The organism is Aquabacter sp., assembly GCF_965279295.1.
GTDB lineage: Bacteria > Pseudomonadota > Alphaproteobacteria > Rhizobiales > Xanthobacteraceae > Aquabacter.
Window position 1 is genome coordinate 332,143 of sequence record NZ_CBDIHQ010000015.1, and the last position, 26,596, is coordinate 358,738.

General features: G+C 63.5%; 28 protein-coding genes. 12 read left to right on the forward strand and 16 right to left on the reverse strand.

Annotated features, from left to right (window positions below):
* Window positions 1–26: 26 nt before the first annotated feature.
* Complete coding sequence (locus ADADO0_RS12225) at window positions 27–458, forward strand: ANTAR domain-containing protein (RefSeq protein WP_511305423.1); 432 nt, start codon at window positions 27–29, stop codon at window positions 456–458.
* A 54-nt stretch (window positions 459–512) separates the two neighbouring features.
* Here the strand turns inward: ADADO0_RS12225 and ADADO0_RS12230 are convergent, their stop codons facing one another.
* Window positions 513–830, reverse strand: a complete 318-nt coding sequence (locus ADADO0_RS12230) for a cupin domain-containing protein (protein WP_511305424.1) — start codon at window positions 828–830, stop codon at window positions 513–515.
* Between the two features lie 155 nt (window positions 831–985).
* Here ADADO0_RS12230 and ADADO0_RS12235 point away from each other — a divergent pair, with 155 nt between their 5' ends.
* Together ADADO0_RS12235 and ADADO0_RS12240 are read left to right on the forward strand one after the other, a co-directional pair.
* A complete protein-coding gene (locus tag ADADO0_RS12235) occupies window positions 986–2,365 on the forward strand; it encodes a M20/M25/M40 family metallo-hydrolase (RefSeq protein WP_511305425.1) in 1,380 nt (459 codons plus the stop codon).
* A gap of 80 nt (window positions 2,366–2,445) precedes the next feature.
* Window positions 2,446–3,429: a zinc transporter ZntB gene (locus ADADO0_RS12240; protein WP_511305426.1), complete on the forward strand. Its 984-nt coding sequence runs from the start codon at window positions 2,446–2,448 to the stop codon at window positions 3,427–3,429.
* A gap of 69 nt (window positions 3,430–3,498) precedes the next feature.
* Here ADADO0_RS12240 and ADADO0_RS12245 read toward each other — a convergent pair whose 3' ends face one another.
* Both ADADO0_RS12245 and ADADO0_RS12250 read right to left on the reverse strand, forming a co-directional pair.
* Window positions 3,499–5,121: an ArnT family glycosyltransferase gene (locus ADADO0_RS12245; protein ID WP_511305427.1), complete on the reverse strand. Its 1,623-nt coding sequence runs from the start codon at window positions 5,119–5,121 to the stop codon at window positions 3,499–3,501.
* Window positions 5,122–5,449: 328 nt separating this feature from the next.
* Window positions 5,450–6,046, reverse strand: coding sequence for a superoxide dismutase (locus ADADO0_RS12250; RefSeq protein WP_511305428.1), 597 nt, complete (start codon window positions 6,044–6,046; stop codon window positions 5,450–5,452).
* Between the two features lie 190 nt (window positions 6,047–6,236).
* Between ADADO0_RS12250 and ADADO0_RS12255 the strand changes: the two genes are divergently transcribed.
* Both ADADO0_RS12255 and ADADO0_RS12260 read left to right on the forward strand, forming a co-directional pair.
* A complete protein-coding gene (locus tag ADADO0_RS12255; protein WP_511305429.1) occupies window positions 6,237–7,049 on the forward strand; it encodes a hypothetical protein in 813 nt (270 codons plus the stop codon).
* Between the two features lie 108 nt (window positions 7,050–7,157).
* A complete protein-coding gene (locus ADADO0_RS12260) occupies window positions 7,158–8,774 on the forward strand; it encodes a hypothetical protein (protein ID WP_511305430.1) in 1,617 nt (538 codons plus the stop codon).
* Window positions 8,775–8,786: 12 nt separating this feature from the next.
* Here the strand turns inward: ADADO0_RS12260 and ADADO0_RS12265 are convergent, their stop codons facing one another.
* The 3 genes from ADADO0_RS12265 to msrB form a co-directional block, all read right to left on the reverse strand.
* The gene (locus ADADO0_RS12265; RefSeq protein ID WP_511305431.1) at window positions 8,787–11,696 is read right to left on the reverse strand and encodes a DUF4114 domain-containing protein; all 2,910 of its coding nucleotides are present in this window, start codon (window positions 11,694–11,696) and stop codon (window positions 8,787–8,789) included.
* Window positions 11,697–12,068: 372 nt separating this feature from the next.
* Window positions 12,069–14,162 carry a S9 family peptidase gene (locus tag ADADO0_RS12270; protein ID WP_511305432.1) on the reverse strand — a complete coding sequence of 698 codons (2,094 nt, stop codon included), beginning with the start codon at window positions 14,160–14,162 and terminating at the stop codon, window positions 12,069–12,071.
* Entirely contained in the window at window positions 14,152–14,595 is a 444-nt protein-coding gene (msrB, locus tag ADADO0_RS12275; protein ID WP_511305433.1) for a peptide-methionine (R)-S-oxide reductase MsrB, read from the reverse strand. Before msrB ends, ADADO0_RS12270 begins: the two co-directional genes overlap by 11 nt.
* 442 nt (window positions 14,596–15,037) lie before the next feature.
* Here msrB and ADADO0_RS12280 point away from each other — a divergent pair, with 442 nt between their 5' ends.
* Window positions 15,038–15,451, forward strand: coding sequence for a Ros/MucR family transcriptional regulator (locus tag ADADO0_RS12280; protein ID WP_511305434.1), 414 nt, complete (start codon window positions 15,038–15,040; stop codon window positions 15,449–15,451).
* A gap of 22 nt (window positions 15,452–15,473) precedes the next feature.
* Here ADADO0_RS12280 and ADADO0_RS12285 read toward each other — a convergent pair whose 3' ends face one another.
* Window positions 15,474–15,794: a hypothetical protein gene (locus ADADO0_RS12285; RefSeq protein WP_511305435.1), complete on the reverse strand. Its 321-nt coding sequence runs from the start codon at window positions 15,792–15,794 to the stop codon at window positions 15,474–15,476.
* 286 nt (window positions 15,795–16,080) lie between these two features.
* Between ADADO0_RS12285 and ADADO0_RS12290 the strand changes: the two genes are divergently transcribed.
* The 3 genes from ADADO0_RS12290 to ADADO0_RS12300 are packed head-to-tail and all read left to right on the forward strand — an operon-like array spanning window position 16,081 to window position 17,396.
* Window positions 16,081–16,383, forward strand: a complete 303-nt coding sequence (locus tag ADADO0_RS12290) for a helix-turn-helix domain-containing protein (RefSeq protein ID WP_511305436.1) — start codon at window positions 16,081–16,083, stop codon at window positions 16,381–16,383.
* Window positions 16,380–16,961, forward strand: a complete 582-nt coding sequence (locus tag ADADO0_RS12295; protein WP_511305437.1) for a DUF6456 domain-containing protein — start codon at window positions 16,380–16,382, stop codon at window positions 16,959–16,961. Before ADADO0_RS12290 ends, ADADO0_RS12295 begins: the two co-directional genes overlap by 4 nt.
* A gap of 60 nt (window positions 16,962–17,021) precedes the next feature.
* Window positions 17,022–17,396: a DUF805 domain-containing protein gene (locus ADADO0_RS12300; RefSeq protein ID WP_511305438.1), complete on the forward strand. Its 375-nt coding sequence runs from the start codon at window positions 17,022–17,024 to the stop codon at window positions 17,394–17,396.
* 14 nt (window positions 17,397–17,410) lie between these two features.
* Here the strand turns inward: ADADO0_RS12300 and ADADO0_RS12305 are convergent, their stop codons facing one another.
* Together ADADO0_RS12305 and ADADO0_RS12310 are read right to left on the reverse strand one after the other, a co-directional pair.
* A complete protein-coding gene (locus ADADO0_RS12305) occupies window positions 17,411–17,833 on the reverse strand; it encodes a SufE family protein (protein WP_511305439.1) in 423 nt (140 codons plus the stop codon).
* Window positions 17,834–17,909: 76 nt separating this feature from the next.
* A complete protein-coding gene (locus ADADO0_RS12310) occupies window positions 17,910–18,332 on the reverse strand; it encodes a DUF5330 domain-containing protein (protein WP_511305440.1) in 423 nt (140 codons plus the stop codon).
* A 234-nt stretch (window positions 18,333–18,566) separates the two neighbouring features.
* Here ADADO0_RS12310 and ADADO0_RS12315 point away from each other — a divergent pair, with 234 nt between their 5' ends.
* Window positions 18,567–18,974, forward strand: coding sequence for a DUF983 domain-containing protein (locus ADADO0_RS12315; protein WP_511305441.1), 408 nt, complete (start codon window positions 18,567–18,569; stop codon window positions 18,972–18,974).
* 6 nt (window positions 18,975–18,980) lie between these two features.
* Here the strand turns inward: ADADO0_RS12315 and ADADO0_RS12320 are convergent, their stop codons facing one another.
* On the reverse strand, window positions 18,981–19,466 hold the full coding sequence (locus ADADO0_RS12320) for a cupin domain-containing protein (protein WP_511305442.1): 486 nt from the start codon (window positions 19,464–19,466) through the stop codon (window positions 18,981–18,983).
* Between the two features lie 69 nt (window positions 19,467–19,535).
* Between ADADO0_RS12320 and ADADO0_RS12325 the strand changes: the two genes are divergently transcribed.
* Window positions 19,536–20,126 carry a TetR family transcriptional regulator gene (locus tag ADADO0_RS12325; RefSeq protein ID WP_511305443.1) on the forward strand — a complete coding sequence of 197 codons (591 nt, stop codon included), beginning with the start codon at window positions 19,536–19,538 and terminating at the stop codon, window positions 20,124–20,126.
* Between the two features lie 9 nt (window positions 20,127–20,135).
* Here ADADO0_RS12325 and ADADO0_RS12330 read toward each other — a convergent pair whose 3' ends face one another.
* The 3 genes from ADADO0_RS12330 to purE form a co-directional block, all read right to left on the reverse strand.
* Window positions 20,136–20,840 carry an SDR family oxidoreductase gene (locus ADADO0_RS12330; protein WP_511305444.1) on the reverse strand — a complete coding sequence of 235 codons (705 nt, stop codon included), beginning with the start codon at window positions 20,838–20,840 and terminating at the stop codon, window positions 20,136–20,138.
* A 90-nt stretch (window positions 20,841–20,930) separates the two neighbouring features.
* Window positions 20,931–22,019, reverse strand: coding sequence for a 5-(carboxyamino)imidazole ribonucleotide synthase (locus ADADO0_RS12335; RefSeq protein WP_511305445.1), 1,089 nt, complete (start codon window positions 22,017–22,019; stop codon window positions 20,931–20,933).
* Between the two features lie 5 nt (window positions 22,020–22,024).
* Window positions 22,025–22,510: a 5-(carboxyamino)imidazole ribonucleotide mutase gene (gene purE / locus ADADO0_RS12340; protein ID WP_511305446.1), complete on the reverse strand. Its 486-nt coding sequence runs from the start codon at window positions 22,508–22,510 to the stop codon at window positions 22,025–22,027.
* 339 nt (window positions 22,511–22,849) lie between these two features.
* Between purE and ADADO0_RS12345 the strand changes: the two genes are divergently transcribed.
* Window positions 22,850–23,818 carry a GGDEF domain-containing protein gene (locus ADADO0_RS12345; RefSeq protein WP_511305447.1) on the forward strand — a complete coding sequence of 323 codons (969 nt, stop codon included), beginning with the start codon at window positions 22,850–22,852 and terminating at the stop codon, window positions 23,816–23,818.
* Window positions 23,819–23,833: 15 nt separating this feature from the next.
* On the opposite strand, the gene ADADO0_RS12350 is transcribed toward ADADO0_RS12345, so the two are convergent.
* The 3 genes from ADADO0_RS12350 to ADADO0_RS12360 are packed head-to-tail and all read right to left on the reverse strand — an operon-like array spanning window position 23,834 to window position 26,585.
* The gene (locus ADADO0_RS12350) at window positions 23,834–24,772 is read right to left on the reverse strand and encodes a lipid A biosynthesis lauroyl acyltransferase (protein ID WP_511305448.1); all 939 of its coding nucleotides are present in this window, start codon (window positions 24,770–24,772) and stop codon (window positions 23,834–23,836) included.
* Between the two features lie 23 nt (window positions 24,773–24,795).
* Window positions 24,796–25,818, reverse strand: coding sequence for a zinc-binding dehydrogenase (locus ADADO0_RS12355; RefSeq protein WP_511305449.1), 1,023 nt, complete (start codon window positions 25,816–25,818; stop codon window positions 24,796–24,798).
* Window positions 25,819–25,832: 14 nt separating this feature from the next.
* A complete protein-coding gene (locus tag ADADO0_RS12360; protein ID WP_511305450.1) occupies window positions 25,833–26,585 on the reverse strand; it encodes an SDR family oxidoreductase in 753 nt (250 codons plus the stop codon).
* Window positions 26,586–26,596: the final 11 nt, after the last annotated feature.

Sequence of the window (26,596 nt, forward strand, 5' to 3'; positions counted from 1 at the left end):
GTGCCGCTCTCAATCAGGAGCGCCCCATGAAGGTGTTGCCAACTGCCCGTATTCTAATCATCGATGCCGACGCTGATCGGCGACAGATGACTCGCCTGGGGCTCACCGCCCTCGGTGTCGGAGCTGTGACCGAGGTGTCCTCGGTGGCAGAAGCCCGTGATCTTCCGCGCGCATTCGATGTGCTGGTGGTCCAGGCAAGCTCCGCCGATGAAGTTCCCGATCATCCCTTCAGGGACACGGGCGATGCCATCCCCGCCGTGGTGGTGGCAGACGGAACGGCTTATGCGCTCGCTCGCGTCGCCGGCCGCGGCGGCTATGACGCCGCTGTGGGAATGCCACTTCTTCCACGCCTTCTCTATCGTCGTATCGGTTCGGTGCTTCAGCGCGCCCGCCGTGGGCAGCGCCCTGCCGTGGGCACCGCCGCCAGTGCCGCCGAAGGCGCCGTCGCAGCCAACTGAACGCGGCGTCGTATTCGATGTTTATTTCACCGTCCGGGCCGCATCCCGGACGGTTCAATCCATCGCCAGGGCAGACGTGCGCTTGACCTCGATTTCCACGAACGCGATGGGATGGTCGGAGCCGTTCATGACGTCATGCTCGACGCCCGCCTTGCGCAGATAGGTCTGACCCGCTTTCAAAGCCGTGTCCTTGACGTTCGTGCCATCGTGCATGCGCAAAGTGCCGTCCGTCAGCATCACTACGAAGTACGACCAGCCGTGCCGGTGCCAGCCGGTGACTGCGCCGGGGGCGAAATCCCAGCGGGTGATGCGCACGTCCGCATCGTCCTGCTGGAGGGTCGGAATGGCGGGAATGGTGCAAGCGAATGCCATGAGGGGATCTCGCGGGGACGGGGGGAGCAATGCACAGCGAACCCGTATGGCGACGCGAAATAAACCCGCCACCTTGACGCATGCGCCGGAGTGTTCCCCAAGATGGCGCACGCCAAGCCGAGATGGCGCACGCGACGCGAGCAACAGAGGACATCATGGCCGCACTGGACGACGTCTTGAACCAGGTGGACGGGCAACTGGACGAGAGCCTGCAGCGGCTGTTCGCCTTTCTCCGCATTCCCAGCATTTCCACCGACCCCGCCTACAAGGCCGAATGCCGGCGCGCGGCGGAAGTCGCAGCAGAGACCCTCACCGAGCTTGGGTTTTCCGCTGCCGTGCGGGACACCACCGGTCATCCCGTGGTGGTTGGGCGCACCGACACCGGCGCGGCGCGGCGTGTGCTGTTCTACGGCCACTATGACGTTCAGCCCGTGGACCCGCTGGAATTGTGGGAGAGCCCGCCGTTCGAGCCCCGGCTGGCAGAAGGCCCAGGGGGGCGCAAACGAATCGTGGCGCGTGGTGCATGCGACGACAAGGGCCAGGTCTTCACCTTCCTGGAGGCGCTGAGGGCCCATCGCGATGTCACCGGTCGCCTGCCGCTTGATGTGACGGTCCTGCTCGAAGGCGAGGAGGAGTGCGGCTCGCCAAGCCTGCCGGCGTTTCTGGCGGCCCATGGCGGGGAACTCGCAGCCGACGTCGCGCTGGTGTGTGACACCGGCATGTGGGACCAGGACACGCCCTCGATAACCACGTCTCTGCGCGGCATCATCCATAGCGAAGTGACGGTGATCGGGGCTGATCGCGACCTGCATTCCGGCTTGTTCGGTGGTGCCGCGCGCAACCCCACCCATGTGCTGGCGAAGATCATCGCCGACCTGCACGACGAGACCGGCCGTGTCACCCTGCCGGGCTTCTATGACGATGTGCGCGAGCCGACACCCGAAGTGCTGAAGCAGTGGGAAACTCTTGGTCTCACCGCCGAGGCGTTCCTTGGTCCGATCGGGCTCTCTATCCCCTGCGGTGAGGCCGACCGGCTGCTGATTGAGCAAATCCAGTCCCGCCCGACAGCTGAGGTGAATGGCATGTACGGCGGCTATACCGGGCAGGGGAGCAAGACCATCATCCCCTCCTCCGCCACAGCTAAAATCTCGTTCCGCCTCGTGGCGGATCAGGACCCGGTTGCAATCAGGGATGCGTTCGTCGCCTTCGTCACAGAACGGGTGCCAGCCGATTGCAAGCTCAAGCTGGAAGGCGGCGAGGGCAGCCGTGCCTTCCGCGTCCCCCCCGAAAGCGCGGACCTTGCCAAGGCCGCCGCCGCCCTGACGGCGGAATGGGGCAAGCCGGCGGTTGAGGTGGGGTCCGGGGGATCGATCCCCATTGTCGGCCAGTTCAAGAAGATGCTGGGAATGGACACGCTGCTGATCGGCTTCGGGCTAGACGACGATCGCATCCACTCTCCGAACGAGAAATACGACCTTAACTCCTTCAGAAAAGGCACGCGTAGCTGGGTAAGGATCCTTCAGGCCCTTGCGTGAAGCTCGATGACCCCGTGCTTGGCGCTTTCCCGCCTGCCGGCTTTCTGGCAGGAAGGCTCAGCCCAAGCGTGGGGGGGCAGATGTTGGATCACAACAGCGAGGGTCTGCTGGAGGCCTGGGCGTTCGACGGGCGCGGAGGCGGCCGCCGTCTGACCTGGGATGAGGCGCGGGCTGTGGGGCAGCCGGAGGATGGCTTTCTCTGGCTGCATTTCCGCTCGGCGCCCCGCCTTTCCCAGGATTGGCTGCGCCACGAAAGCGGCATCGACCACATCATCCTCGAAGGCATGCTGGACGACGAGAGCCGGCCGCGCTGCTCACTGTTCAACGACAGCGCCTTTCTGGTCCTGCGCGCGGTCAACCTGCACCGCAATGCCCTGCCTGAGGATCTACTCGGGCTGCATATGTGGGTGGACGCGCGCCGGATCATCACGCTCCAACATGAGCCGATTTCCGCCATCGCGGACTATGTGGATGCCCTCGGGCGTGCCCGTTGCCCCAGGACCCAGGGCGAGATGGTTGCCGAACTTTCGCTGCGCCTGGTGGATCGCCTTGACGCCGTGATCTCGGCGCTGATGGACGAGGCGGACGAGTTAGAGGATGCAGTTCAGACAGCGGAAGCGTCGGCTCTTCTTCCCAAGCTTGCAATCCTACGCCGTGTCTCCATCAAGCTGCGCCGTCACATCGCGCCGCAGCGCGAGGCGCTGAATCACTTCTCCACCGAGGACGACCCCTGGCTCGGCCCAAAGGACCGCACCCGCCTGCGGGATGCGGCCGACCGGGTGGCGCGCTTCACGGAAGAACTGGATTCCATCCGGGAGCGTGCATCGCTCATCCGCGACCAGATGGTTGATCGACGCGCCGAGCAGATGAACAAATCCATGCTGGTGCTGGCGGTGGTGACGGTGTTGTTCGCACCGCTTACCTTCGTCTCAGGCCTGTTCGGCATGAATGTGGGCGGGATTCCCGGCGTGGATGACCCGGAATCCTTCTGGCTGATCTCGGTGCTGCTGGTGGTTTTTGCGCTGAGCCTCACCTGGCTGTTCAAGCGCCTGCGCTGGATTTGACCCGCCTCGCGGACGGCGGGACCCAATTTGAAAGATCAGGAGCGGGCCAAAGCCCGCTCCGATCCAATCTCAGTGGCCGACTGCGAACACGCTCGGGAAGCTGCGGCCGCGGGTGTCGTACACGCGGGCATAGACCACGCCGTCGCGTTCTACCTTACCGATCACCGGCGCCTGCACGTTGGCGCAGTAGAACTCGCCCAGCATCAGCGCGAAATCGGCGTTGAACGTGTCGTAGGTGGTCTCGAAGCGCGGCCCCAGTTCGACCGCCGCCGCGCGATGCGGCCCGCAGACCGCCACGCGGAACTTGCGGCCTTGCGGCAGCGAGCGGCGGTGTTCGTCCACATACTCGTCCAATTGGGCGGCCGCCTGCTTGAAGGCGAGGCCCCAGTAGTCGAGCATGAACTTGTCGTCGGCGCCCTTAACCCCGCCCACGAGGTGATTGTAGTAGGTGTACTGATAAGGGTGGAGTTGGGCCAGTTCCGTGGCCGGCAGGGCCAGCGCTGCGACGAAGGTCGCCATGGCGCCGGCACGCACCGCACGATGCTGGCGCGCCAGCCAGCCCCAGGCCCAGGCCCCTGCAAGGCCGCCCAGGATGGCGAGCGCCGGGGTAACGAACACGAAGTGGCGGATGCCGTTGTACATGGCCGGGCGCGTCACGACCGTAAGCAGGATCGGAAACAGCGCGGCCGAAACGATGAGCATCAACTGCGCGCGGTGGGTCGGCTTTCCCTTACCGAACAGCGCGCCCACCAGAGCGCCACCGGCGCCGGCGATGGAGAGGCCCAGGAACACCTCGGGCATCTGGACCGCGAACAGCGTCGGCACATAGGTGCGCGGCATGTTGGGCACCAGGATCGGCTGGCCCTCGTAAAGCTCACTCCACGGCACTTCCCAGAAGTGGGAGTAATAGGCGAGCGCCCGCAGCGGGTTCAGCGGTTCCACCACCGCCCAGGGCCAGACCAGGCCGAGCACCAGATAAGCCAGCGGCAGGCCCATGGCCATGAGCGCAAGGCAGCCGCCCATGCGTGAAATCGTGCGGCGAAAACCCATCTCGCGCCATTCCAGGCCGGCGAGCAGCATCAGGGCGAGGCCGGCATAGGCCACCGTTATGACGCCGAGCACCCGCGTGCCGACCGCGAGGCCGAGGCTGAGGCCAAACAGCGCCACCGTGCGCCATGTGGGGCGTGGGTATTCGTCGAGCGCGCGGACCAGTGTGTAGACCAGTGCCGCGACGGCCACGGCGAAGGGGGCATCCTTCGCGTTCATGAAGATGTGCCCGTAATAGAGCGGGCAGATCAGGAGCAGGCAGACTGCCACAAGGCCGCAGGCGGGGCCGGCGATACGCCGCCCGGTGCGCCACACGATCAGCAGGCCGACGATGCCGACGATGCCACCGAGCAGGCGGCGGACGGCAAAAACGTCCACCGGGAACCATTTGGCGATCGCCGAGGCCACGACATCGAAGCCGCCGCCGTAATAATAGAGATTTACGAACGAGAAGACCCGCTGGAAGACCAAGCCGGACTCAAAGTAGCGATAAAGCAGATCGCCATACTGGGAATGGGTGAAATCATCCCATCCAAGGCCGTAATCGTGAAAAGTAAAGAGTGCCAGAACGCCGGCCACGGCGATGAGCACAAGTGTGCAGCGGTCCGCGAGAGCCGCGGGCAGGGAGATACGGGCGAAACGCATTTGTTGTGAGATCCAACTCGAACACGCTGCATCAGCCCCCTAAACATGTCCCCCCGGCGGCAGCGTAACGGCAGCAGCTGGTCACATATCCGTGAGCATTCTTATCATCGCTTTAACCTGGGCGATTGCAAGAAAAATATGCATTGCGGCGCAGCAAGCGGCACCGCAGCATTGGGCGTCGCAGCGTGTATTCGCGTATAGCGCGATGCGTGTGCAGTCCTGAGATTCAGCTATTTTTGATTGTAAAAGAAAAAACGCCGAGCACGACCTTCGTGCCCGGCGTTAACCATCAGCGTAAGGACCCGGCCTAAGTTGTGCCGGGCAGATATCAGGATGCGTTGCCGTAGAGTTCGGCGACGTATTCCCAGTTTACCAGATGCTCGACAAACGCCTTGAGGTAGTCCGGGCGGCGGTTGCGATAATCGATATAATAGGAATGCTCCCACACATCGACGCCCAGGAGCGGGGTGCCGCCGTGAACCAGCGGGTTCTCGCCGTTTGCGGTCTTGGTGACCGAAAGCTTGCCGTCCTTCAGAGTGAGCCAAGCCCAGCCCGAGCCGAACTGGCCGACGCCGGCAGCCGCGAAATCTTCCTTGAATTTCTCGACCGAGCCGATGTCTTCGATGATCTTCTTTTCAAGCTCACCGGGAATCGCGCCGCCGCCGTTGGGCTTCATCCACTTCCAGAAATGGAGGTGGTTGTAGTGCTGGCCGGCGTTGTTAAAGAGCCCCGGATTCTTGCCGAAGGACCCTTTCACGATCTCTTCGAGGGATTTTCCCTCGAATTCAGTTCCCTTTAGGAGATTATTGCCATTATTGACGTAGGCGAGATGGTGCTTGTCGTGATGATATTCGAGCGTCTCGCGCGACATATAGGGTGCGAGGGCATCGTAGGAGTAGGGCAGGTCTGGCAGCGTGAAAGACATGAGGCGTCTCCGCGTTCGATCCGGGAGGAGTCCGGCGACTTTCATTCCGAAGATCGAAACGGGCCACCTGAACTGCGATCTAGATAGGCCGGGCGAGGGGATCGGACAACCGTGGCGGCACCGATTTCTGAGGTAACCGGTGATTGGGTTGAACCGGACCGGGCTTGCCGGTCGTGTGCGGAGTGAGGCGATGTGGCGGTTCCTGGTGGCACTTGGTTTATTGCTCGCGCTTGCGGGCTTGGTCGTCGTGGCGCTGGGAATGGCGATCTTCGTCTCGTCCTTCGGCAACACGCTGGTGGCGACCGGCGCGATCAGCTTCTCGAGTGGCATCATCCTTTTTGCGGTGGCCATGGTGCTGCGCGCGGTGAGCGAGCTTTCCGCGCGGCTTGACGCCTTCATCGCATCCGGCGCCCTGCCGAGCGGCGCGCCGTTCGCCTTACCCGCCGAGCCTGATCTTGGCCCCGAGCCCGATTTGGAAGACGAGGCGGACTACGAGCCTGACCTTCCGCCAGAGCCCGAGCCCGTTCTCGAAGTGCCGCCGGCGCGGCCGCTTCCCCCGCCGCCCGCCTTTTCCCGCCCGAGCAGCTTTGAGCGCCCGGCCGCCCCGCCGCCGTTCGAGCCCACTGCTGCGATTCCCGAGGCGCTGCGGCGCGGTCGGGTGCTGGGGCGCACCCCCGAGGGAGAAGGGTTCGCGGCGCGCATGCGTCCTTCCTCCGATCTGCCGCCCTCCGTGCCCCCGGCGCCAGAGCCTGAAAGTGTGCCGTTGCCCACGGAGCGCGCGCCCGCGCTTCCCCGTGGCTTCGCCCCCCTCGCGCGCCGTGCCGAGCCCGCCCCTCCGGCGGCGCCGGAGCCTTCGGTGCTGAAGTCCGGCATCGTCGGCGGAATGGCCTATACGCTGTATTCGGACGGCTCGATCCAGGCGGAGCTTCCGGACGGCACGCTGCGCTTCGCCTCGCTGCAGGAACTGCGCGACCACGTCTCACGCTCGAACCAGCCGGGCTAAGGCAGGCCTTTTCCGCGATCCCTGGAGCCGCATGGGCTCCAGGGCAATGACAACGGACATGCGCAGGCCGCCGGCCTGTTTGGGATTCCTAGAGGTCGGCGAGGCCGGATGTCGAAAGCCTGGGTTCGTACGCAGGCCGCATCACGCGGTCATCAAATCATCGCAGCCTTTTGCCTGATCTGCGTCTTCATCACCGGGGCGTTTGCATGCCGCCGGTCGATCTTCCAGGATGAAGGCGCGATCATCCTGAATTTCGCGGCCGGCTATCTCGGCTTTTTCTCGCCGCTGCCCTATTACGATCAAGCCGCCCCGCCGCTCGCCATGGCGGTCCTCTCCGTGTTTTACACGCTCGCGGGCGGCGACATTTTCTTCACCCGCTTCCTGCTTCTGCTTTTGTGCTTGGCGGGGTTTGTCGCGGCCACCATCGCCGCCTTCCGGACGAAGGATGCGGCGATCTATTACGGGCTGATGATCACGCTGGCGATCCGGCCCATCATCCTGAACGCCACCGAACTCAAGCAATACGTCTTCGAGTTCCTCTTCACGATCCTGTTCGTGATGATGCACATCGCCCGGCGGGGAAATTACAATTGGCGATACGCCGCGCTGTTCTTAGCGGTGGCGCTGGGCTCGATCCTGTTTTCCTTCTCCAGCCTGATCATCGTCGTCCCGGTGATGTTCGACATCTTCATCACGCGGGAAACCCGCGGCCAGCGCAAATGGTGGGCGCTAGCTGCGGCGCTGTTCTGCGCCGTTTGGCTTGTCACCTATCTGGTGATGGTCAAGCCGATGATCGCCATGCAGTTCATCAATTACGGCAAGGAATACGCCGGCCTCACCCTTCTGAACGTGGTGATGAACCGGGACATGACCTCGCTGGCCATTATGGCGCGGGAGGTTCGGGGCATCTTCCCGCATCTGTTCCTGGTGGTGGCGGTTCCTGTGCTGGTCATCGCCTATGTCCGCGCAGCCAAGCCCCTGGTGGAGCGCATCGTGCCGAACTGGCGCGACTGGCTGGCGGCGGAACACGCCCCGGCGCGCCTCATGCTGTTCATCTGCGGCGGCCTGCTGGCGATGAATATGGTCGGCGCCTATCCTTTCTCCACCACGCGCCAGCTTCTCTATGTCTCGCCGATCATCGGCTTCTTCCTGGGCTGGCTGGTGCTGCGTCTGCTGCGTGCCTACGGCCTCAAGCCGCTCGCGCAGGTGGCGCTGCTCTGGCTGATGATCGCTCCGGCCATGCTCTACAATCTCGTGGTCGCGGCGCAGACCTCGTATGTGAAGACCGATGTCTGGGATCTCTACCAGTTCATCAAGACGCACAAATACAAGCATGTGGTGTCATGGGTGATCTTCGATCCCACCATCCATGTCTTCTATGGCCGTGACCCTGACAAGAATTTCGAGCTGAAGGGCCTGTTGAATATGGCCTCCGCACCGAACCTTCCGGTGGACGAACTGAAGCGGCGGCTGCTCGCCGATGACGACGATCTGCCCAACCAGCTTTGGTCGGTGCTCAAGCGTGAAGAGGACTTCCGGCTCTATGTGGACTGGGTGGTGCGCCGCGTCACGCGCGATGACACCACGCTGATCGCGACCGTGGAGATCTTCCCCTACCAGGAAATCCAACTCGATGATGCGCTTAAGGCCGCCGGTTGCTCGGGCAAGGCGGTGTTCGAGGAGAAGGCGGTGAAGGCCTACGAGGTGCATTGCACCCCGAAATGAGCGCGCCGGCTGTCACACCAGATAGCCACTTCCGGCGGCGCTGGTGAAATCGAGCTGGACGACGAGGTCGTTGTAGTCCCGGTCGCCACCGCCGTAGAGGTCTTCCCAACCGAACGTGTTCAAGCCGTAGTTCCAGATGTGGCCGACGCTCTGGCCATCCACCGTCTCGTTCGCCTGGGCGAAGGCGTAATAGGTGTGGCCGCCGCTGGTGAGCATCATGGCGACGAGATCCCCGGCATCCACCCCGATCAGTTCGGTCTGGCTGTATTGACCATAGCCGTTGCCCTTCACGGAGGTTGCCCCGGTATCGGTATGGTAGGCGCGAGCAGCGATCGCAGCGGCATAGCCGGCATCGCCAGGGTGAAGGCTGTCGATGTCCCCGTTGAAATCGTCCACCTTGTAGAAGGTAACGGTGCTGCTGTTCGTGCCGTTCTGGCGCATGCGCACCACCACATTCTGATCGTCCAGCCCGCCGGCGGTCTCTGCGATGGCAATGGGGCGGGCCACCTGGATGGCGCTATCGCCGCCGTCCGAAACGAAATCGACGAAGCCGTAGGGCGAGGTGAGGTTGATCTGCGGCTGGGTGGTGGCCGTGCCGCCGATGGCGATGTTAAGGCTCGCATCTGCCGCGACCCCGGCCTGATAGACCGAGCCATGCGCGCCGGCATCGAACATCGTCACGAGGCTGGACGAGAAGTCGGACTGCATGACCTGCTGGGCGAACTGGTTGGTCCAGGCGTAGTTGGCAGAGGCATTTGCCGCGAAGGAGACGAGACTGCCGCCGATTTCCACCGACCAGTCGTCGCTTGACGCGAAGATCGGCTGGAAGAGCAGGTTCTGGGTGGTTCCGCTCAGGTTGATGGTGGGCGAGGAGGGTTCGCTCGGGTCGATCGGAACGGCGACGATCACGTCCGGCTCAGACGCGAAATACATCTCCGAATGGGCGATCACGGTCAGAGCCCGCGCCAGCAGACTGCCGTTCGGAGAGCCGAGACCCGAGACGAGATCATAGCCTGCGGATGCCGAGAAGCCGAAGCCGGTGGGCGTTATCGCCTGCCCGTCGGAGGTGTAATCACCGCCCTCCGAGAAGGAGGATATGTTGTTGCCGTAGGTGATGTCGTTGAACGAACCGGGTGCGATCGCCGAAGCGATATAGAGCAGGTCGTTCATGTAGCCGAGCTGGGGCAGACCTTGGTCGGCGAAGATGGTGTTGATCTGAACCGCCAGAGACGCCCAAAGCGGCGTTGCGGCGCTGGTGCCGCCTTCGCCGGTCAAGCCCACCATGTTGCCGTTCGGAGTCAGGTAGAACATGTTGCCGCCCGCATTGGCCGCGACATCCGGCAGGCCGCGCCCCTGGCCGGTGTAAGGGCTGTTGTCGGTGGTGGGCGTGATGCCGTAATCGAGCTGGTAGGTGGGCGTTGCCTGGGTGGTGTCGACCCCGCCCGAAGTGGCGTTGTTCTCCTGGTAGGGCTCGGTGAGTGTGGTGCCCTCGACGTAATATTCGTTCCACGCCGCCTCGATGAAGGTGTTCGTGGACACGCCGCTCACCGGCATGGTGTTGAGGCCGCCCTGAATGAGGCGCCACAGCACCGCCTGGTCGCCCTGCATCGCCAATTGGAGCAGGGAGGTCAGGGTCTCATCAGTGGCCGCGGTTGATGGGGTCGAAACAGAGGTGCCGCCCACCAGCGTGGAATAAGGGCTGGCGTAATTGTAGCTGACATTGGTCAGTCCATTGCCCTGTTCGTTGCCCGAGCCACCATCGCCCAAGGCGGTGAACACGCTTTGCTGCATCAGGGCTGCATCGACGAACAACTGCATATACGCGCGGTAGAAGGGCGAGTCCGGGGAGGGGTTCTGGTCATCGCCCCATGAGGAGGAGACCACTGCCGGCTTGGTCCAACCGCTCGGCGCGTCATCCGGATCCTGCCAGATCGCGCTCTGATAGGCGGTGAAGGTGGAGGCGCTTGCATTGCCGTTGTAGCCGGAGCCGGCATAAATTGCGATGTCGCTATTGGGATTGATGGCGGTTGCTATGCCGACATCAAGGGAGCGTTCGCCGCCGCCGCCGTCGGCATAGGACTGCCCATCCGCACCCTGCGTATAGACGACACCGGTGCCGCTGACGCCCACATGCGTCTGATACTCTTGCAGCAGTTCCTGGAATGTCTGTGTCTGCGACGTCGGTAAGGCTGAACCGATGCCAGGTTCAACGAACGCTATGGTCCCGGTCGGTACGCTCTGTCCGTCGAGAGGGAAGTTGTAAATATCCGACGCGACGTTCTGCGGCCTGACGTTAGGCGTGGTTTCGCTGTCGTTGCCGATGCTCTGGTTGCCCTGCGGCAGCGTGACGGAAGCGCCTCCGGCCTGGTCGCTGGGCGGGACAACCTCGCCGCCGTCGATCCAGAGCCCCTGGACGTTCCAACTGGCGGGGAGGTTGAGGTTGCCGTCCCAGAACACGAATTCGCCGGCGGTGGTGGAGTCGACAAGCTTCAGTGTCTTGTTGAATAAATCGGAAAAGGCGTTGGCGTCGAGTTGTACCCAAATGGTGCGCGATTCCGCCGAGGTGACATAGTCGCCGTTGTTTCCGGTGTCGCTGAGGACCGTGTAGTGGCGGCTCTCCGGGTTGGCCCCGTTCAGATAGGCCATGACCTCATTGTAATTATTGACGTCTGCGCCGTATTGCGCCCACAGCTCGGCCTGGGTCATGGACCCCAGTCCCTGCGCCCGGCTCGCCCAATCCCGTGCCAGAAACTCGGTGGGATCATTGGCGCGGTCGAGAACGATGGCGACGTTGATCTGCCAGCCGGAACCCGCGTCGAATATCTCAGAATCGGTGAGGCCCCACGCATCCTTGACGGTTGTCGCAGTGGTGTTGCCGTATCCCGCGAAGTCGAGATACGTGGAATTCTGGATTTCAGCCATCTGGCCCCCGCCACCCTGTCCGCCATCTCCTGAAAACCCGCGGCAAACAGATTGCTGCACAAGGTAATCAGAGTGTGCTTTTTGTGAGCGCACTCAAGCACTCGCGGCGGCTCCTGACAAGATATTGAATCAATTTGCTCAAGCACCGAATGCGGGAGCGTGGGTGAAACCTGCTTGGTCTTATCGCCTAGACGCGGCGTCCTAAGGTAAGGTTACCGAAGTCTCGCGATCCCTTAGCGTTGCTTCAGGTTGTAGCGCGCCCTCTGGGCGCGACTTTGGAATACACGCGGGCGCTCACTCCCATCTCACCAAGGGCGGTCTGGTCTTTGCCAGGCTGCCCTTGAGAGGTCGTTTGGGGCATCGTGGTCAAGCTTATCCCGTCGCGGCGGTGCGGAGCGCGAAGATAAAGACAAGCGCCACCTCTTCCAGCCGGTCAAAACGCCCAGCGGCGCCGCCGTGGCCCGCGTCCATGTTGGTGCGCAATAGCAGCGGCGCTTCGCCCTGGTTCGCCTCCCGCAGGCGGGCCATCCATCGCGCGGGCTCCCAATAGGTCACGCGTGGATCGGTGAGGCCGGCCAGGGCAAAGATCGCGGGGTATGCGCGGGGTGCCACATTATCCACCGGGGAATAGGAGCGGATGCGCGCAAACGCGTCCGCGCTTGCGATGGGATTTCCCCACTCCGGCCATTCGGGTGGAGTGAGGGGCAAGGTGTCGTCCAGCATGGTGGCGAGCACATCGACGAAGGGCACCTCCGCGACGATGCCTGCGAACAACTCAGGGCGCATGTTGGAGACGGCGCCCATAAGCATTCCGCCTGCCGAGCCGCCGTGGGCGACGATGCGGTCCGCACGCGTGATGTTCTCGGCCACCAGATGCTCGGCTGCGGCGATGAAGTCGGTGAAGGTATTGGTTTTCTTGTCGAGCTTGCCATCGGCATACCAGCGCCAGCCCTTCTCCGTGCCACCGCGCACATGGGCGATGGCATAGATGAAGCCGCGATCTACCAGCGAAAGGCGGGTGGTGGAAAAGCTAGCCGGAATGGTGATGCCATAGGCGCCATAGCCATAGAGCAGGCAAGCCGCGGTGCCATCAAGCGGAGTGTCGGCGCGATACAGCAGCGTCACAGGCACTTCGGCGCCATCCGGTGCTGCCGCGTAGATGCGGCGGGTGACATAGGCGGCGGGGTCGTGTCCGCTGGGGATTTCCTGCCGCTTCAGCAGGTGGCGCCCGCGCGAGTGCATGTCGTAGCCCCACATCTCAGTGGGCGTGGTCATGGAGGCATAGGTGAAGCGAAGCTCTCCGGTCTCGAACTGGAAGCCCCCGTCCATTCCCAGGGCGTAGGCCTCTTCGTCAAATGCGATCGAGTGCTCCTCGCTGGAAAACACCGCGCGGACGATGATGCGCGGCAAACCGTTCTCGCGCTCCAGCCGCACCAGAAAGCCGAGATAGGCCACCTGGCTCAAGATCATCCGCCCCGCCCGATGCGGTACCAAATCCTGCCAGAAGGCGCGGCTTGGCGTGGCGCTGGGGGTTGTGACGATCTTGAAGTCCTCGGCGCCATCCGCATTGGTGAGGATGACGAGGCTGTCGATGCCGCCAAGATCAGGGTGGTGCTCCACCTCATAGCGCACGCCAATCTCGCGGGACGCGACCACCCGCAAGGGCATATCGGCATCCGCCAGATTGATGAGGTGCACCTCGGATGTGTCGTGATCGCCGCAAGCGAGCAGTCCGAAGGCACGGGACTGGGTCTCTCCGAGCGAGACGAAGAAGCCTTTGTCCGGTTCCTCATAGACCAGAACGTCGCTCAGCGGATCGGTGCCGAGCCGATGACGGAAGACCATGGATGGGCGGTGCTCGGCATCGCGCCGGATGTAATAAAGAACTGTGCCGTCCTGCGACCATAGGATGTCGCCCGTGGCGCCCTCCAGTCGATCCGGCAGGTCCTCACCGCTCTCAAGATCTCGTATGCGGATGGAATAAAGCTCCGAGCCTTGTTCGTCTGCCGCGAAGGCGAGGCGGAGATGGTCCGGCGTGTGGCGGATTTGGCCGAGACGGAAATAGGCCTTGCCCCGCGCTTCAGCATCGCCGTCGAGCAGGATGGTTTCCTCGCCCTCGGGCAGGAGCTTGCGGCAGAACAGCGGATGCTGCCCGCCCTGGCGGTGGCGGGAGTAATAGGCATAAGCGCCGTCGGGCGAGGGAACCCCCGCATCGTCCTCCTTGATGCGCCCGCGCATCTCAGTGAGCAGCGTGTCCTTCAGCGCCCCATCCGGGGCGAAGAAGTCGTCGGAATAGGCGTTTTCCGCCTCCAGATATGATCGGATGTCGGTACCAAGAACGGTAGGATCGCGCATGACGTCGCGCCAGTTCTCAGCCTTGAGCCACGCATAATCGTCGCGCAACTCAACACCATGGAGAGTTTGCGTGCTCGGCCGGCGCGGGGCGCGGGGTGGTTCAGACCGCATCGCTTCCCCCGCTGCCCGGCGTGGCGCCGAGCTTAAGGGAAAGTGCGGTGCCATTCATGCAGAAGCGCAGCCCCGTGGGCGCCGGGCCGTCGGGAAACACATGCCCGAGATGGCTGTCGCAACGAGCGCAGCGGATTTCCACCCGGCGCATGCCGTGGGAGACATCCTCGTGGCTGGCGATCGCTTCTGCGGAGACCGGCGCGAAGAAACTGGGCCAGCCGGAGCCGGATTCATACTTGGTATCGGAGGAGAACAGCGGTGCATCGCAGGCGACGCAGCTATAGAGGCCGGCGCGTTTCTCATCCCAATAGGGGCCGGTAAACGCCCGTTCCGTCCCGTGCTCGCGGGCGACACGAAACTGCTCAGGCGTGAGACAGCTTGCCCATTCCGCTTCGCTTTTCACGATTTTGCCTGAGGAAACGTTATCGGCCATCGGGGCATCCTCTCGCTTGATAGAACGCTAGCGCCATGCGCGCCACCGGGCGGGACGCGGCGTGTTCGGCAAGGCTAGCAGCGTCAAAATGGGGCACGGTCTCAGGAGTTAAGCATTGCTCAGCGCCACTGCAAGGCGCTCCGGCGCCAGAAAGGTGCATTATGCGGCGCAGGCATACCCTATTCAACAATGGTATGGACTTGAATGACGCTAGTGCACGCGCGCCGTTCCATCAGATTGCCTAAGAGCAGGAAAGAAGAAGTGTGATTACCCTGACTATGAACTTGCAATTCATATCCGAACAACATAACTAGCAAATGCGGCTTGGTCAGAGAATCCCTATACCGATGCCGTCCGGTTGAAGATAAAGCGTTCGTATGGAATGTGGTCTCCAATCCGGACTGGCCGCTTCGGTTTTCATTTCAAACCTGAAGAAAGTCTCATGAGCGAAGCAACGGAATCGACCTCCTATATCGAGCTGGCTGCAGAAATTGTCTCTGCGTATGTCAGCAACAATTCGGTCGCGGCGGGAGATCTGCCGGGTCTCATCAATGAAGTGCATGCTGCGTTGCAGCGCGTGTCGAAGGGTGAAGTCGAGGCTTCGCCCGAGCCCCTGAAGCCGGCTGTTCCGCTCAAGAAGTCCGTGACACCCGACTTCATCATCTGTCTGGAAGACGGTAAGAAGTTCAAATCGCTGAAGCGCCACCTGCGCACGCAGTACAATTTGAGCCCCGAGCAGTATCGTGAGAAGTGGGGCTTGCCGCCCGACTATCCCATGGTTGCGCCCAATTATGCGGCCGCCCGTTCTGAGCTTGCCAAGCAGATGGGTCTCGGCCAGCAGCGCCGCCGCCGCTGATCGAATTCGCGAGACATTTTCATTAGATTTTGGACTGAGGTCCGATCGCGCAAGGCGCCACCTCAACAGGTGGCGCCTTCATTTTGTGCAATCTTAGAAGCGCCGCGTGGCGTATCGGATCATAGCCGGAGCCGCGGACATGGCTTGCCCGGCGCATGGCACGCAACGCGGCCTGGATTGCCGCCGGTTCTCCCGAGGTGAGAAAGGCGAGAGCAGGCACCCTGGCGTCGATCTCCTCCTCCCGGTTCACGCTGGAAAACCCCTGTATCCTGTCCCGTCCTGCCGACCGGCCGTGTTTGCGGTTTGTGCGGCCTCGCGCGGCGTATGCTGGTGTCGTGTTCATGGCTGGCCCTCCTTCGAGAGGGCTCAATCATCAAGCTACCGGCCGGGGTGGCGGAAAAATATCCTAGGAAATTTTGGTTTCGCCTAGTTTATCAGCTCTAATGTCCTCTTATTAAAAGCATCTTGCGCACCACAGCCCCAAAGTGCGACCATGGCTTGCCAATCAAAATTTCTAGATCTAGGATATAAATCCTAGATCGGAGATTTTCATGTGTGACCTTGCTCACGCTTCCGCCCGTCCCGTTCAAAAGCAATACATGCGGCCCGTTACCCGTGAGGAGGCGTGTTTGGCCAACCTTGCGCGGTCCCTCGCGGCAAGCTGGGCTGACCTCCCGCCTCAGGTTATTCTCGCCCCGGCGCGGGCATCCCGGCGGGTCTCCCGGGCGCGCCATCTCGCGTTTTATCTGGCCCATGTGACCTACGGCCTTTCGCAGAACGAGGTTGCGCGGCGCTTTGCCCGCCATCGCGCCAGCGTCGCTTACGGCTGTGCGCGCATTGAGGAGGCACGCGAGCGTCCGGCGTTCGATGCCCTCGTGGACACCCTGGAAGCCAGAGCGCGCAGCGCCATTGCCGATCGGGTGCAGGCATGAATGGCAAAGACAGTCTGAAGGGTCGGGTGCGGACCAGATCGGCGCGCGAGGCGGCGCGTAGGCCGCTTTTTACGTGCCGGGTGATGGTGGACGGGCAGGAGCGGGTTCTGGAACTTGATCTTGCCGAGAGCCCCCTGGCCTGGCTTGCGAACCGGCGGGGACGCGATGGCGCGCCGCTCATAGATCCGGCTCAGTTCATGGCAGGTGAGCGGCTGCGGCTCGATTTCACCCGCGCGGGCCTGACGCCGCGTGTCACCACCAATTGGGCGGCCGCTGGGTCGGGCGGAGGCATCGAGGCGTTCAGCGACGTGGTGCTTGCCGCCAAGGCGCGCGTGGATGCGGCAATCCGCGCGGTGGGGCCGGAGCTTTCCGGCGTGCTGCTGGATGTCTGCTGTTTTCTAAAGGGCCTGGAACTGGTGGAGCAGGAGCATTGCTGGCCTGCGCGAACCGCCAAAGTGGTGCTGGGTCTCGGTCTCGACCGGCTCGCGTCCCATTACGGTTACGCCCGCGTTGCGCGGGGCCGGGCGCGAGCACCACTCCGTTCTTGGCACGCCCCCGACGCGGAGGTGGGGGAATGATCGCGGGTGCGCTATGCGGGCGCGTGCCGGTGACTATACTCGGCGCGGGAGGCTGGAAACATGAATGCTTATCTTGACGCGATGCGTCACTACACGACCTTCACCGGGCGCACGTCCCGCGCAGGGTTCTGGTGGTTCATCCTGGCGGTACTGATCCTCGAGATTGCCGCCGGAATTCTCGACTACGGCCTGTTCGGGCGCTCAGCGGAAGATGGCGGGCCGATCGGCGCCCTGGTCCATCTCGTGCACTTGATCCCCGGCATTGCGATCGGCGTGCGGCGGCTGCACGACATCGACCGCACCGGCTGGTGGATGCTGGCTTACCTGACCCTCATCGGTGGTCTGGTGATCTTCATCTTCAATCTGCTGCGCGGGACGCCGGGCCCAAATCGCTTCGGGCCGGATCCGCTCACCTACAGCGCCAGCGTTGCCTGACAGGCGACGCCTCATCACACCTGCGCCAGCGCCGCCTGTGCGTCGGCGCGGATGCGCTTCACCATGGAATTGAGGCCATTGGACCGCTGCGGCGTGAGATGGCCCTCAAGGCCGATCTCGCGGAACAGCTTGAGTGCGTCGGTGGTCAGGATGTCCTTGGCACTTTTCCCCGAAAGCAGACTCAGTAGCACCGCCACCAAGCCGCGCACGATGTGAGCGTCGGAATCACCCTCGAAATCCAGCACCGGCCCATCAGGGCCGGTGCGCTGGTGGCTCACCAGCCACACCTGGCTGGCGCAGCCCTGAACCTTGTTGTCTTCAGTGCGCTCGGAGTCGGGGAAGGGCGGCAGCGCGCGTCCCAATTCGATCACGAAGCGGTAGCGGTCTTCCCAGTCGTCGAGAAGCTGGAAGTCCGCGATGAGGCTTTCTACGTCCATGGTTCCGGGCGGGTAGGGGCCGCAGGATGCGGCCGACCCTCGCCATATAGGCGTTTGCAGGCTCCGGAGAAAGCGTTCAGACCGGTTTGCGCGGCGGGAACGGCACGCCATTCGCCGGCAGCAGAGCGGGTTTCGGCATTTCGCTGACCTCGCCACCCCATGCCGGCACGAGATCCTGCGGGGTCAGGGCATGGCCGCCCGGCAGCTTGTCCAGCACGGATGCGGCGACATTCGCTGCATCCTGCTTGGTGCCGACATTCTCGAACAGCCACTTGATTCCAGCTTGAGCCTTGTCCCCTAGGTGGCCCAGAAGCTGCCCGCCCACCGCGCAGGCATCAGGCTGGCGCTGGCAGAAGCCGCTTGCATCGGAGAGCGCGGATTGAGCGGCGCTAAGGGCCTGCCAAGCGCCGATCTGGCGCGTGCCGTCTTCCGCCGTAGAGAGCGGGAGCAGCATCAGCACCAGTCCGATCCAGAAAGCCATGCGTATCAGGAAAAACATGGACCCTCGCACTGCCCGGCCAGCCTCCCTCGCCGGGCTCTGCGAGAATAACAAACGCGGCGCCGGATCGCAGCGTCCCGCGTCGGGGATTTAAAGACATCGTTAACGTTGGCGGGGAGGTCCCGCTGACCCTGACCGCGTGTCGCACCGTCTGCGACAAGTGCACATCTTGTGAGCAGGCTGTGGCGGTCCAATATGCAGCCCAAGAAAGATAATAAAAAATAGGAGAAAATGATGCCCAATCCCAAGATGGAGCGGCAGTGGCCTCCTCTGTCGCCGATGCAGACTGGTATTCGCGGTCGCTGCCCCAGATGCGGAGAGGGCCATCTGTTCAACGGCTTCCTGACACTCGCGCCGAAGTGTGAGGTTTGCGGTCTCGATTATTCTTTCGCCGATCCTGCTGACGGTCCGGCATTTTTCGTCATAACGTTCGGGTGCTTGCCGCCGACGGTGTTCGCCCTCTGGATGGAAGTGGTCTGGCAGGCGCCATACTGGGTGCATCTTGTAACCACCCTGCCGTTGCTGCTGCTGACCTGCATTCCGCCCTTGCGGCCCCTCAAGGGCTGGCTGGTCTGTAGCCAGTATTTCTACAAGGCCGAGGAAGGCCGGCTTATCTACAAGACAGAGAAGCCGGTGCTCTGAGCGGCCTTACGACGGCGGCAGCATGCTGATGCCGTGCGCGGTCGCCGCCGCGATGATTTTCGGCAGATCCGGTGCGGCGGATGCGGGGAACGCGTCAGGCGCGGACACCGGATCGCCGGCCGCCAGGAAGAACCGCTCGTGCAGCCCGCCGGGCACATTGATGGTGAGCATGCGCGCTGGCGCGGCTCCGACATTGCGGAAGGCGTGCGGGCAGCCTTGCGGCATGTAGACGAAGCTCCCCGGGCCATGGATTCCGGCCTTGCCGTTCACCACGAACTCGTAGCTACCCTCAAGCACATAGAAGGCTTCGGCATCGTCGCTGTGCACATGCGCCGGTGTGCCGGCGCCCGAAGCGGTCGTGGTGTCCACCAGCGAAAAATGCCCCTCGGTCTGCCCCGCTGTGGCGCGAAAGGTGATGATTGTGCCCAGAAGATGAACCGATGAACCGACGGTTGGCGACGGCAAGGTGGGAGAGGGCGAAGCGGCCTGCATGTTTGAGCTTCCGGAGATAAATGATACAAATGTCTCTTAATGAGATATATGTCTCATAAAAGGATCGAGATGGCAGGTCAACAAGGATTTGAGCGGGTGGCGCAGAAGCAGCGCACCCGGCAGGCGCTGCTGGATGCGGCACGGGCGCTTCTCGACCAGGGGCGGCAGGCGAGCGTTGCCGAGGCGGCGGACAAGGCGGGCATCTCACGCGCGACGGCCTATCGCTATTTCTCCACGCCTGAGGCGCTTGCGCAGGAGGCGGTGCTCGACAGGTTGGCGGGAGAAGTGGACGGCGTCGTCTACGCCATGCCGGAGGGCGGGGCGCCGGAGGAGGCCGCAGCCGAGGCGGTTTCGCGAATTCTCGCCATGGTGATGCGCAACGAAGCCCTTTTCCGAACCTATCTGGCGCTCGCCATGGGTGGGGAGGGCACTGCCACCCGTGGCGCGCGGCGCGTGCGCTGGCTGGCGGCGGCGCTGGCGCCGCTCAAGGCCGAACTGCCGCCGGCGCGGTTCGAGCGGCTGGTGAATGCGCTCTCGGTGTTGGCGGGTATCGAGGCGTTGGTGGTTCTGAAGGATGTCTGCGCACTCGATCCCACGCGCACCGACGAAACGGTGCGCTGGATGGCGCGCGCCTTGGTGAAGGCCGCGCTGGAGGAATGAGCCGGCCGGTCACACCGAGCGGGTGATGCCCCCGTCGACCCGCAGGTTCTGCCCGGTGATGTAGCCAGCGCCGGGGGAAGCCAGGAAGGCGATGGTCTGCGCGATCTCCGCGCTTTTGCCATAGCGGCCCATGGGGATGCGTGCGCGGAACTCTTCCTTTTCCGGCAGACTGTCGATGAAGCCGGGAAGCACGTTGTTCATGCGCACGTTGTCGGCGGCATATTTGTCCGCGAACAGCTTGGTGAAGGCGGCAAGGCCCGAGCGGAACACGCCGGAGGTGGGAAACACCGGATCCGGTTCGAAGGTGGCAAAGGTCGAGATGTTGATGATGGCCCCGGCCTTCTGCGCCACCATGATCGGCGTCACGAGCCGCGTCGGCCGGATCACGTTCATCAGATAGACATCGAGTCCCCGGTGCCAGTCCTCGTCGGTCAGGTCGAGGATCGGCGCGCGAGGACCGTGGCCGGCGCTGTTCACCAGCACATCCACCCGCCCCCAGCGGTCCATGGTGGCGTCCACCAAGCGCTTGATGTCGTCGTTGGATTGATTCGAGCCTGTGACACCGAAGCCGCCCAACGCCTGCGCCAATGCCTCGCCCTTGCCTGAAGAAGAGAGGATCGCGACCTTGAAGCCGTCGGAGGCCAATTGGCGCGCCGCGTCCGCGCCCATTCCGCTGCCACCGGCGGTAACGATGGCGACTTTCTCAGCGGACATAGGAAGCTCCCGGCAACAAACGGGGCGCACTTTAGCCGAATGCCGGATGGGCGCTACCGCGCTGTGAGATGTCGTGATCCGGTGGGGCGGTCAGCAGCCGTCCGGCTGCCGGTCCAGCAGGCGGTTCACATGGCCCATCTTGCGGCCGGGACGGGCTTCATCCTTGCCGTAGAGATGCAGGTGGGCGCCGGGCTCGGCGAGAAAGCGCGGCCAGTCGTTCACATCATCGCCGATGAGATTGAGCATCTCGACCCGCCCGAGGCGAGCGGTATCGCCCAGGGGCCAGCCCGCGATCGCCCGCACATGCTGCTCAAACTGGCTGGTGAGCGCGCCATCCATGGTCCAATGGCCGGAATTGTGCACCCGCGGCGCGATCTCGTTGACGATCATCCGCTCGCTGATGCCGCGTTCGGCCACGAACAACTCCACCGTGAAGACGCCGACATATTCCAGCGCCCCGGCGATCTGGCAGGCGATACCCCGCGCCTGCTTCTCCGCCTCGGGTGAAATCGCGGCGGGGACGGTGGAGACGTGCAGAATGTGATCTCGGTGTACATTCTCGGTCACGTCGAAGGCGGCGAACGCGCCATCCTCGCGCCGCGCCGCAACCACGGACACCTCGCGCCGGAATGATACAAAGCCTTCAAGGATAGCGCTCTGCCGGCCGATGATGTCCCAGGCCGCGCGGATGTCGTCGCCGGGACGGATCGTAACCTGACCCTTGCCGTCATATCCGAAACGTCGGGTCTTCAGCACCGCCGGCAGGCCGATCCGCGCGACCGCTGCTTCCAGGCCGGAAAAATCGTCCACAGGCGCGAACGGCGCGGTCTCAATGCCAAGATCCCGCACAAAGGATTTCTCCACCAGCCGGTCCTGCGAAACCGCAAGTGCACGCGCGCCTGGGCGTACCGGCACGCGAGCTGCCAGGAACTCGGCGGTGGCCAGCGGCACGTTCTCGAACTCGTAAGTGACCACGTCGCTCACGCGAGCAAGTTCAGCCAGCGCCGTTTCATCGTTATAGGCCGCGCGGATATGGCCGGCCGCCACCTGGAACGCGGGGCTATCCGGCTCCGGGCACAGGATGTGGGTGTTCAGGCCCAATTGGGCGGCAGACAGCGCAATCATGCGGCCAAGCTGGCCGCCGCCGAGGATGCCGATGGTGCCGCCTGGCTTAAGCATGGAGGTCAGGACGGGCGCTCCGCGACGCTTGCGGTCCGCGCAGCGCGCCAAGCTTCGAGCCGCGCCGCGAGGGCAGGGTCGTGAAGCGCGAGAACCGCAGCCGCCAGCAGGGCGGCATTGGTGGCACCGGGCTTGCCGATGGCAAGGGTGCCCACCGGAACGCCAGCGGGCATCTGTACGATGGAGTGAAGGCTGTCGACGCCCGAGAGTGCCTTGGATTCGACTGGCACGCCGAATACCGGCAACAACGTCAGCGCCGCCACCATGCCGGGAAGGTGCGCCGCGCCGCCGGCGCCGGCGATGATTACCTGGAAGCCGGCCTCTTTCGCGCCCTTGGCGAACGCGAACATCCGGTCCGGCGTCCGATGAGCCGAAACGATGCGCACGTCGCAAGGCACTTCCAACGCGTCGAGTATCTCGACCGCGTGGCGCATGGTTTCCCAGTCGGACTGGCTGCCCATGATGACGGCCACCGGCCGCGATACCATCATTTTCATCCCTGAAATCGGAAAGCGCGGCTTTATAGGATCGTGGCCGCGCCGGCAAGGACAAGATTTTGCGCGCTTTTTCTCAACGCGATCGCAAAGGCGAATTTTGCAAGGCACAAACTGCCCAGTTGCAGCCGGCGCGCCTTTCTGCTCTTTTTGTAAAGCTTAAGCGAATTAATCAAATCCTAGTTAAATCTCCGTGGTTTCCTGAGGGCGCCGATGAATATCAGTCCTCCGAACCGCGGGACGCTCGCCTTCACATCGCCTCTTCCCGAGGATTTTGAAGCTCGCTCCTATGCGAGAAATATCGGTCGCCTGCTCGGTGCTGTTCAAGAATTGTCCTTGGCGAAGTCGCTGGAAGACATCCAGGGTATCGTGAGCGTTGTGGCGCGGGAGCTGACGGGCTGCGACGGTGCGACAATCGTCCTCAACGATAACGATGGCGAAAACTGTTTCTACGCGGATGAAGACGCAATCGCTCCGCTCTGGAAGGGAAAACGTTTTCCGCAGAGCATGTGCATCAGCGGTTGGGTGATGCGGAACAAGGCCCATGTGGTCATCCCGGACATCTACGAGGATGACCGAATTCCCGCTGACGCCTACCGCCCCACATTCGTGAAAAGCCTCGTCATGGTGCCGATCCGCACCCTCTCTCCGGTTGGTGCCATCGGCAATTATTGGGCGACCCGCCACGAGGCGACGACCCAGGAGGTTCAGCTTCTCCAGGCGCTGGCGGATGCGACGTCCCTGGCCATGGAAAACATCCGCGTTCGCCAGGAGGCGGATGAGCAGATGACCGACCTCTCCTTGCTGGCTCAGGCGAAGGCGGCAATGGAGCGCCGGTCAGTGACCGACGAATTGACTGGCCTGTATAACAGACGCGGTTTCTTTGAATTCGCCGAGAAGGCGGTTCAGGAAGAAACCCGCGTGCAGGTTCTGTTCATCGATTTGGACGGGCTGAAAACCGTCAACGACTCGCAAGGCCATGCGGCCGGCGACGCGCTGATCCGCTCCGCCGCCGACGTGCTGAGGGTCGTGGCGCGGATCGGCGATGTGGTCGCCCGGCTCGGCGGCGACGAGTTCTGCATGCTCATCCGCAACCCGGTGTACAACGAGGCGGTCACGCGCCAGCGCATCCAGGATGCCATCTTTGCCTGCAACGCGGGGCGGTCCGACGCCTTCCCGCTATCCTTCAGCGTCGGCATGGCAGAAGGCATGGTCAGTTCCCAGACCGGCATTGCCGACCTCCTCGCGACCGCAGACCGCTTCATGTACGACAACAAGCGTGTGCGCCGTTCGACGCGTCGCTGAAACGGTGCGGAGCGTTCACCGCCAGCGGCGGTGCAGCCAAAGCCATTGCGCGGGATATTCCCGAACCCAATCCTCGATCACCGACGTCACTGTCTGCATCGCGCCCTGAACGTCGATCTTCCCGTCCACGTCGCGGGGTAAGGTCAGTTCTTCGGTGATCTCGATGCGGAAGCGGCCTCGGGGTAGGCGTATCACCCGCATCCCATGCACCGGACAGTCGAACTGCCGTGCGAGACGCGCCAGGGTGGGATTGGTGGGGCAGGGGCGGCCGAAAAAGTCCACCTGCACGCCCTGTCCCCAATACTGGTCCACCAGCATGCCGAGATGTTGGCCCTCCTCCAACATCCGCGCCATCTGCCGGCCGGCGTTCCTGCCGGCCTTCACCAAACCCGGCATGGTCTCGGCGCGCATCTGGGTGATCAGGTCTGCCGCCTTCTTGATATTGGGCGCGCGGTAGAGCACGCCGCCCTCCACGCCGAGCTTGCCGCCGGTAATGGCGTTTAGCTCCCAGTTCCCGGTATGGGCGGTAAAGAACAAGGCGGGGAGGCCGTCATCGCGCAGCCGGGCCATGATGTCGGTGCCGACGATCTCGATGCGCCCGTCATTGGGGTGGTCGGGGTTGTAATCCCAGATCCGGTCGAGATGGGCGAATTCGGCCGCCATGCGTCCAAGGTTGTCCCATACGCCGACCACGATCCACCAGATCTCCGAATTGCTCTTTTCGGGAAAAGCGGCACGTAGGTTGCGCCGCGCGGTGCGGCTGACCACGAAGAACGGTCCGAGCGTCTTGGCTAACGTGGCGATGATGGCCGACGACCAGGAGATCGGGAACAGGCGCGACCACCAGACCAGCCCCTGCAGGAGCCCGACGACCAGCGTCTCCCACAGCGGCGCGATCAGCATGCGCGCGCGGCGGACCAGCCGCACTCCATAGGCGTTCAGCGGCGACACCATCTATTCCTTGGCCCCAACGCCGGTCAGAAGCCGACGACGATCTTGCCGAACACGCGGCGGCTTTCCAGCCGCTCCAGCCCGTCGTTGAATTTTTCCAGCGGCACCACTGTATCGATCACCGGCAGGACGCCACGCCCCATCTTTTCGAGGCCGTCTGCCACGTTGCGGATGGTGGCGCCGAACGAGCCGAAAATCTTGTACTGGCGCTGGAAGAGTTGCATCAGGTTCATGTTCACCGACACGCCTGAGGTGGAGCCGCAGGTGACTAGGCGGGCGCCCGGCTTCATTGAGAGCAGCGAGCCGTTCCAGGTGTCGGCCCCGACATGCTCGAACACCACGTCCACGCCCACTTTCTTGGTGATCTTGCGGACCTCGTGCTCGAAGCGGTCGACCCGGTAGTTGATGACGTGGTCGGCGCCGAGCGCCAGGGCTTTCGCTGCCTTCTCGTCGTCGCCCACCGTGGTGATGACGGTGGCGCCCACATCCTTGGCGAGGCGGATGGCGGCGGAGCCGATGCCCGAGCCGCCGGCATGCACCAGGACGGTCTCGCCCTTCTCAAGCTCGGCATTGTCGAACAGCATGTGCTCGACGGTGGAGAAGGTGATGCCGGCGCAGCCCGCGTCCTCGAAGGAGACCCCTTCGGGCGCCGGGATAACAAGGCGCTCGGGCATGTTGACGATTTCGCGGGCGAAGCCGTCGATATGGAAGCCGAGCACCCCGCCGACGCTCTGGCAGAGATTGTCTCGGCCCTTCAGGCACTGCTTGCAATGGCCGCAGGTCATCGCGCCGTACATGGCGACGGTCTGGCCGACCTTGAGGCCCTTCACGTCCGCGCCGAGGGCGATGATCTGCCCGGCGGCTTCAGCGCCCACCACCAGCGGCATCTTGCGCTTGGCGAATGCCATGCCGCGCCAGCCCCAGACATCGATATGGTTGAGAGCGACAGCCTTGACGGCGATCTGCACCTCGCCGGCACCTGGAGCCTCGGGCTCCGGCAGGTCGACGATCTGGAGGTTGCGGTCGGAAACGAGCTGAAGGGCGCGCATTATTGTCCTTAAGGTCAGCGGTGGGCGGCGAGCTGTGCCGAAAGGCCCCCGTCCACCGGGATCACGGCGCCGGTGATATAGCCTGCCCCAGGGGAGAAAAGAAACGCCACCACCTGCGCCACGTCGTCTGGCGTCGCGAAGCGCCCGGCGGGAATGGAGGCCATCATCTTTTCGCGATAGTCCGCGAACTTGGCGAGCATGGCGGTGTCGATGAAGCCGGGCGCGACGTAATTCACTGTCACGCCGCGCCGGGCGCTCTCGACCGCAAGGCCACGCGCATGCGCCAGCAAGGCCGCCTTGGAGGCGGCGTAGGCGACGTTTCCCTGGTTTGCCAGCAATGCCGCGACCGAGCCGATGGCGACGATCCGCCCCTGTCGCGCCCGCGTCATGGGACGCACCAGCGCGCGGGCGATGCGCACGAAGGTGAAGTGATTCACCTGCATCACCGCCTCGGCCTTGTCCTGGTCCACCATCGCGGCAAGCGTGTCGTAGGATTGGCCCGCGTTGTGGCAGAAGCCGAAATAGGGGTCGTCCTCGGCCTCCAGCCCTTCGGCGAAGGCATCCACCGCCGCCCGGTCGGCAAGATCCACGGCATGGGCGATGGGGTTGGCATCCGGGCGGGCGGCGCGCAGTTCGTCCAGCAGCACCTGCGCTTCCGCGCCCGCGCTGCGATAGGTGAAGGTGACGTCGAAACCCGCAGCACTTACCGCGCGCACGATCGCCGCGCCCAGCCCACGTCCGCCGCCGGTGATGAGGATGCGCTTCATGACGCCGTCCG

Excerpts from the sequence above, each read along its gene's own strand:
- ADADO0_RS12225 (WP_511305423.1), top strand. The coding sequence starts at position 27 with ATGAAGGTGTTGCCAACTGCCCGTATTCTAATCATCGATGCCGACGCT.
- ADADO0_RS12230 (WP_511305424.1), bottom strand. The coding sequence starts at position 830 with ATGGCATTCGCTTGCACCATTCCCGCCATTCCGACCCTCCAGCAGGAC.
- ADADO0_RS12235 (WP_511305425.1), top strand. The coding sequence starts at position 986 with ATGGCCGCACTGGACGACGTCTTGAACCAGGTGGACGGGCAACTGGAC.
- ADADO0_RS12240 (WP_511305426.1), top strand. The coding sequence starts at position 2,446 with ATGTTGGATCACAACAGCGAGGGTCTGCTGGAGGCCTGGGCGTTCGAC.
- ADADO0_RS12245 (WP_511305427.1), bottom strand. The coding sequence starts at position 5,121 with ATGCGTTTCGCCCGTATCTCCCTGCCCGCGGCTCTCGCGGACCGCTGC.
- ADADO0_RS12250 (WP_511305428.1), bottom strand. The coding sequence starts at position 6,046 with ATGTCTTTCACGCTGCCAGACCTGCCCTACTCCTACGATGCCCTCGCA.
- ADADO0_RS12255 (WP_511305429.1), top strand. The coding sequence starts at position 6,237 with ATGTGGCGGTTCCTGGTGGCACTTGGTTTATTGCTCGCGCTTGCGGGC.
- ADADO0_RS12260 (WP_511305430.1), top strand. The coding sequence starts at position 7,158 with ATGTCGAAAGCCTGGGTTCGTACGCAGGCCGCATCACGCGGTCATCAA.
- ADADO0_RS12265 (WP_511305431.1), bottom strand. The coding sequence starts at position 11,696 with ATGGCTGAAATCCAGAATTCCACGTATCTCGACTTCGCGGGATACGGC.
- ADADO0_RS12270 (WP_511305432.1), bottom strand. The coding sequence starts at position 14,162 with ATGCGGTCTGAACCACCCCGCGCCCCGCGCCGGCCGAGCACGCAAACT.
- msrB (WP_511305433.1), bottom strand. The coding sequence starts at position 14,595 with ATGGCCGATAACGTTTCCTCAGGCAAAATCGTGAAAAGCGAAGCGGAA.
- ADADO0_RS12280 (WP_511305434.1), top strand. The coding sequence starts at position 15,038 with ATGAGCGAAGCAACGGAATCGACCTCCTATATCGAGCTGGCTGCAGAA.
- ADADO0_RS12285 (WP_511305435.1), bottom strand. The coding sequence starts at position 15,794 with ATGAACACGACACCAGCATACGCCGCGCGAGGCCGCACAAACCGCAAA.
- ADADO0_RS12295 (WP_511305437.1), top strand. The coding sequence starts at position 16,380 with ATGAATGGCAAAGACAGTCTGAAGGGTCGGGTGCGGACCAGATCGGCG.
- ADADO0_RS12300 (WP_511305438.1), top strand. The coding sequence starts at position 17,022 with ATGAATGCTTATCTTGACGCGATGCGTCACTACACGACCTTCACCGGG.
- ADADO0_RS12305 (WP_511305439.1), bottom strand. The coding sequence starts at position 17,833 with ATGGACGTAGAAAGCCTCATCGCGGACTTCCAGCTTCTCGACGACTGG.
- ADADO0_RS12310 (WP_511305440.1), bottom strand. The coding sequence starts at position 18,332 with ATGTTTTTCCTGATACGCATGGCTTTCTGGATCGGACTGGTGCTGATG.
- ADADO0_RS12315 (WP_511305441.1), top strand. The coding sequence starts at position 18,567 with ATGCCCAATCCCAAGATGGAGCGGCAGTGGCCTCCTCTGTCGCCGATG.
- ADADO0_RS12320 (WP_511305442.1), bottom strand. The coding sequence starts at position 19,466 with ATGCAGGCCGCTTCGCCCTCTCCCACCTTGCCGTCGCCAACCGTCGGT.
- ADADO0_RS12325 (WP_511305443.1), top strand. The coding sequence starts at position 19,536 with ATGGCAGGTCAACAAGGATTTGAGCGGGTGGCGCAGAAGCAGCGCACC.
- ADADO0_RS12330 (WP_511305444.1), bottom strand. The coding sequence starts at position 20,840 with ATGTCCGCTGAGAAAGTCGCCATCGTTACCGCCGGTGGCAGCGGAATG.
- ADADO0_RS12335 (WP_511305445.1), bottom strand. The coding sequence starts at position 22,019 with ATGCTTAAGCCAGGCGGCACCATCGGCATCCTCGGCGGCGGCCAGCTT.
- purE (WP_511305446.1), bottom strand. The coding sequence starts at position 22,510 with ATGATGGTATCGCGGCCGGTGGCCGTCATCATGGGCAGCCAGTCCGAC.
- ADADO0_RS12350 (WP_511305448.1), bottom strand. The coding sequence starts at position 24,772 with ATGGTGTCGCCGCTGAACGCCTATGGAGTGCGGCTGGTCCGCCGCGCG.
- ADADO0_RS12355 (WP_511305449.1), bottom strand. The coding sequence starts at position 25,818 with ATGCGCGCCCTTCAGCTCGTTTCCGACCGCAACCTCCAGATCGTCGAC.
- ADADO0_RS12360 (WP_511305450.1), bottom strand. The coding sequence starts at position 26,585 with ATGAAGCGCATCCTCATCACCGGCGGCGGACGTGGGCTGGGCGCGGCG.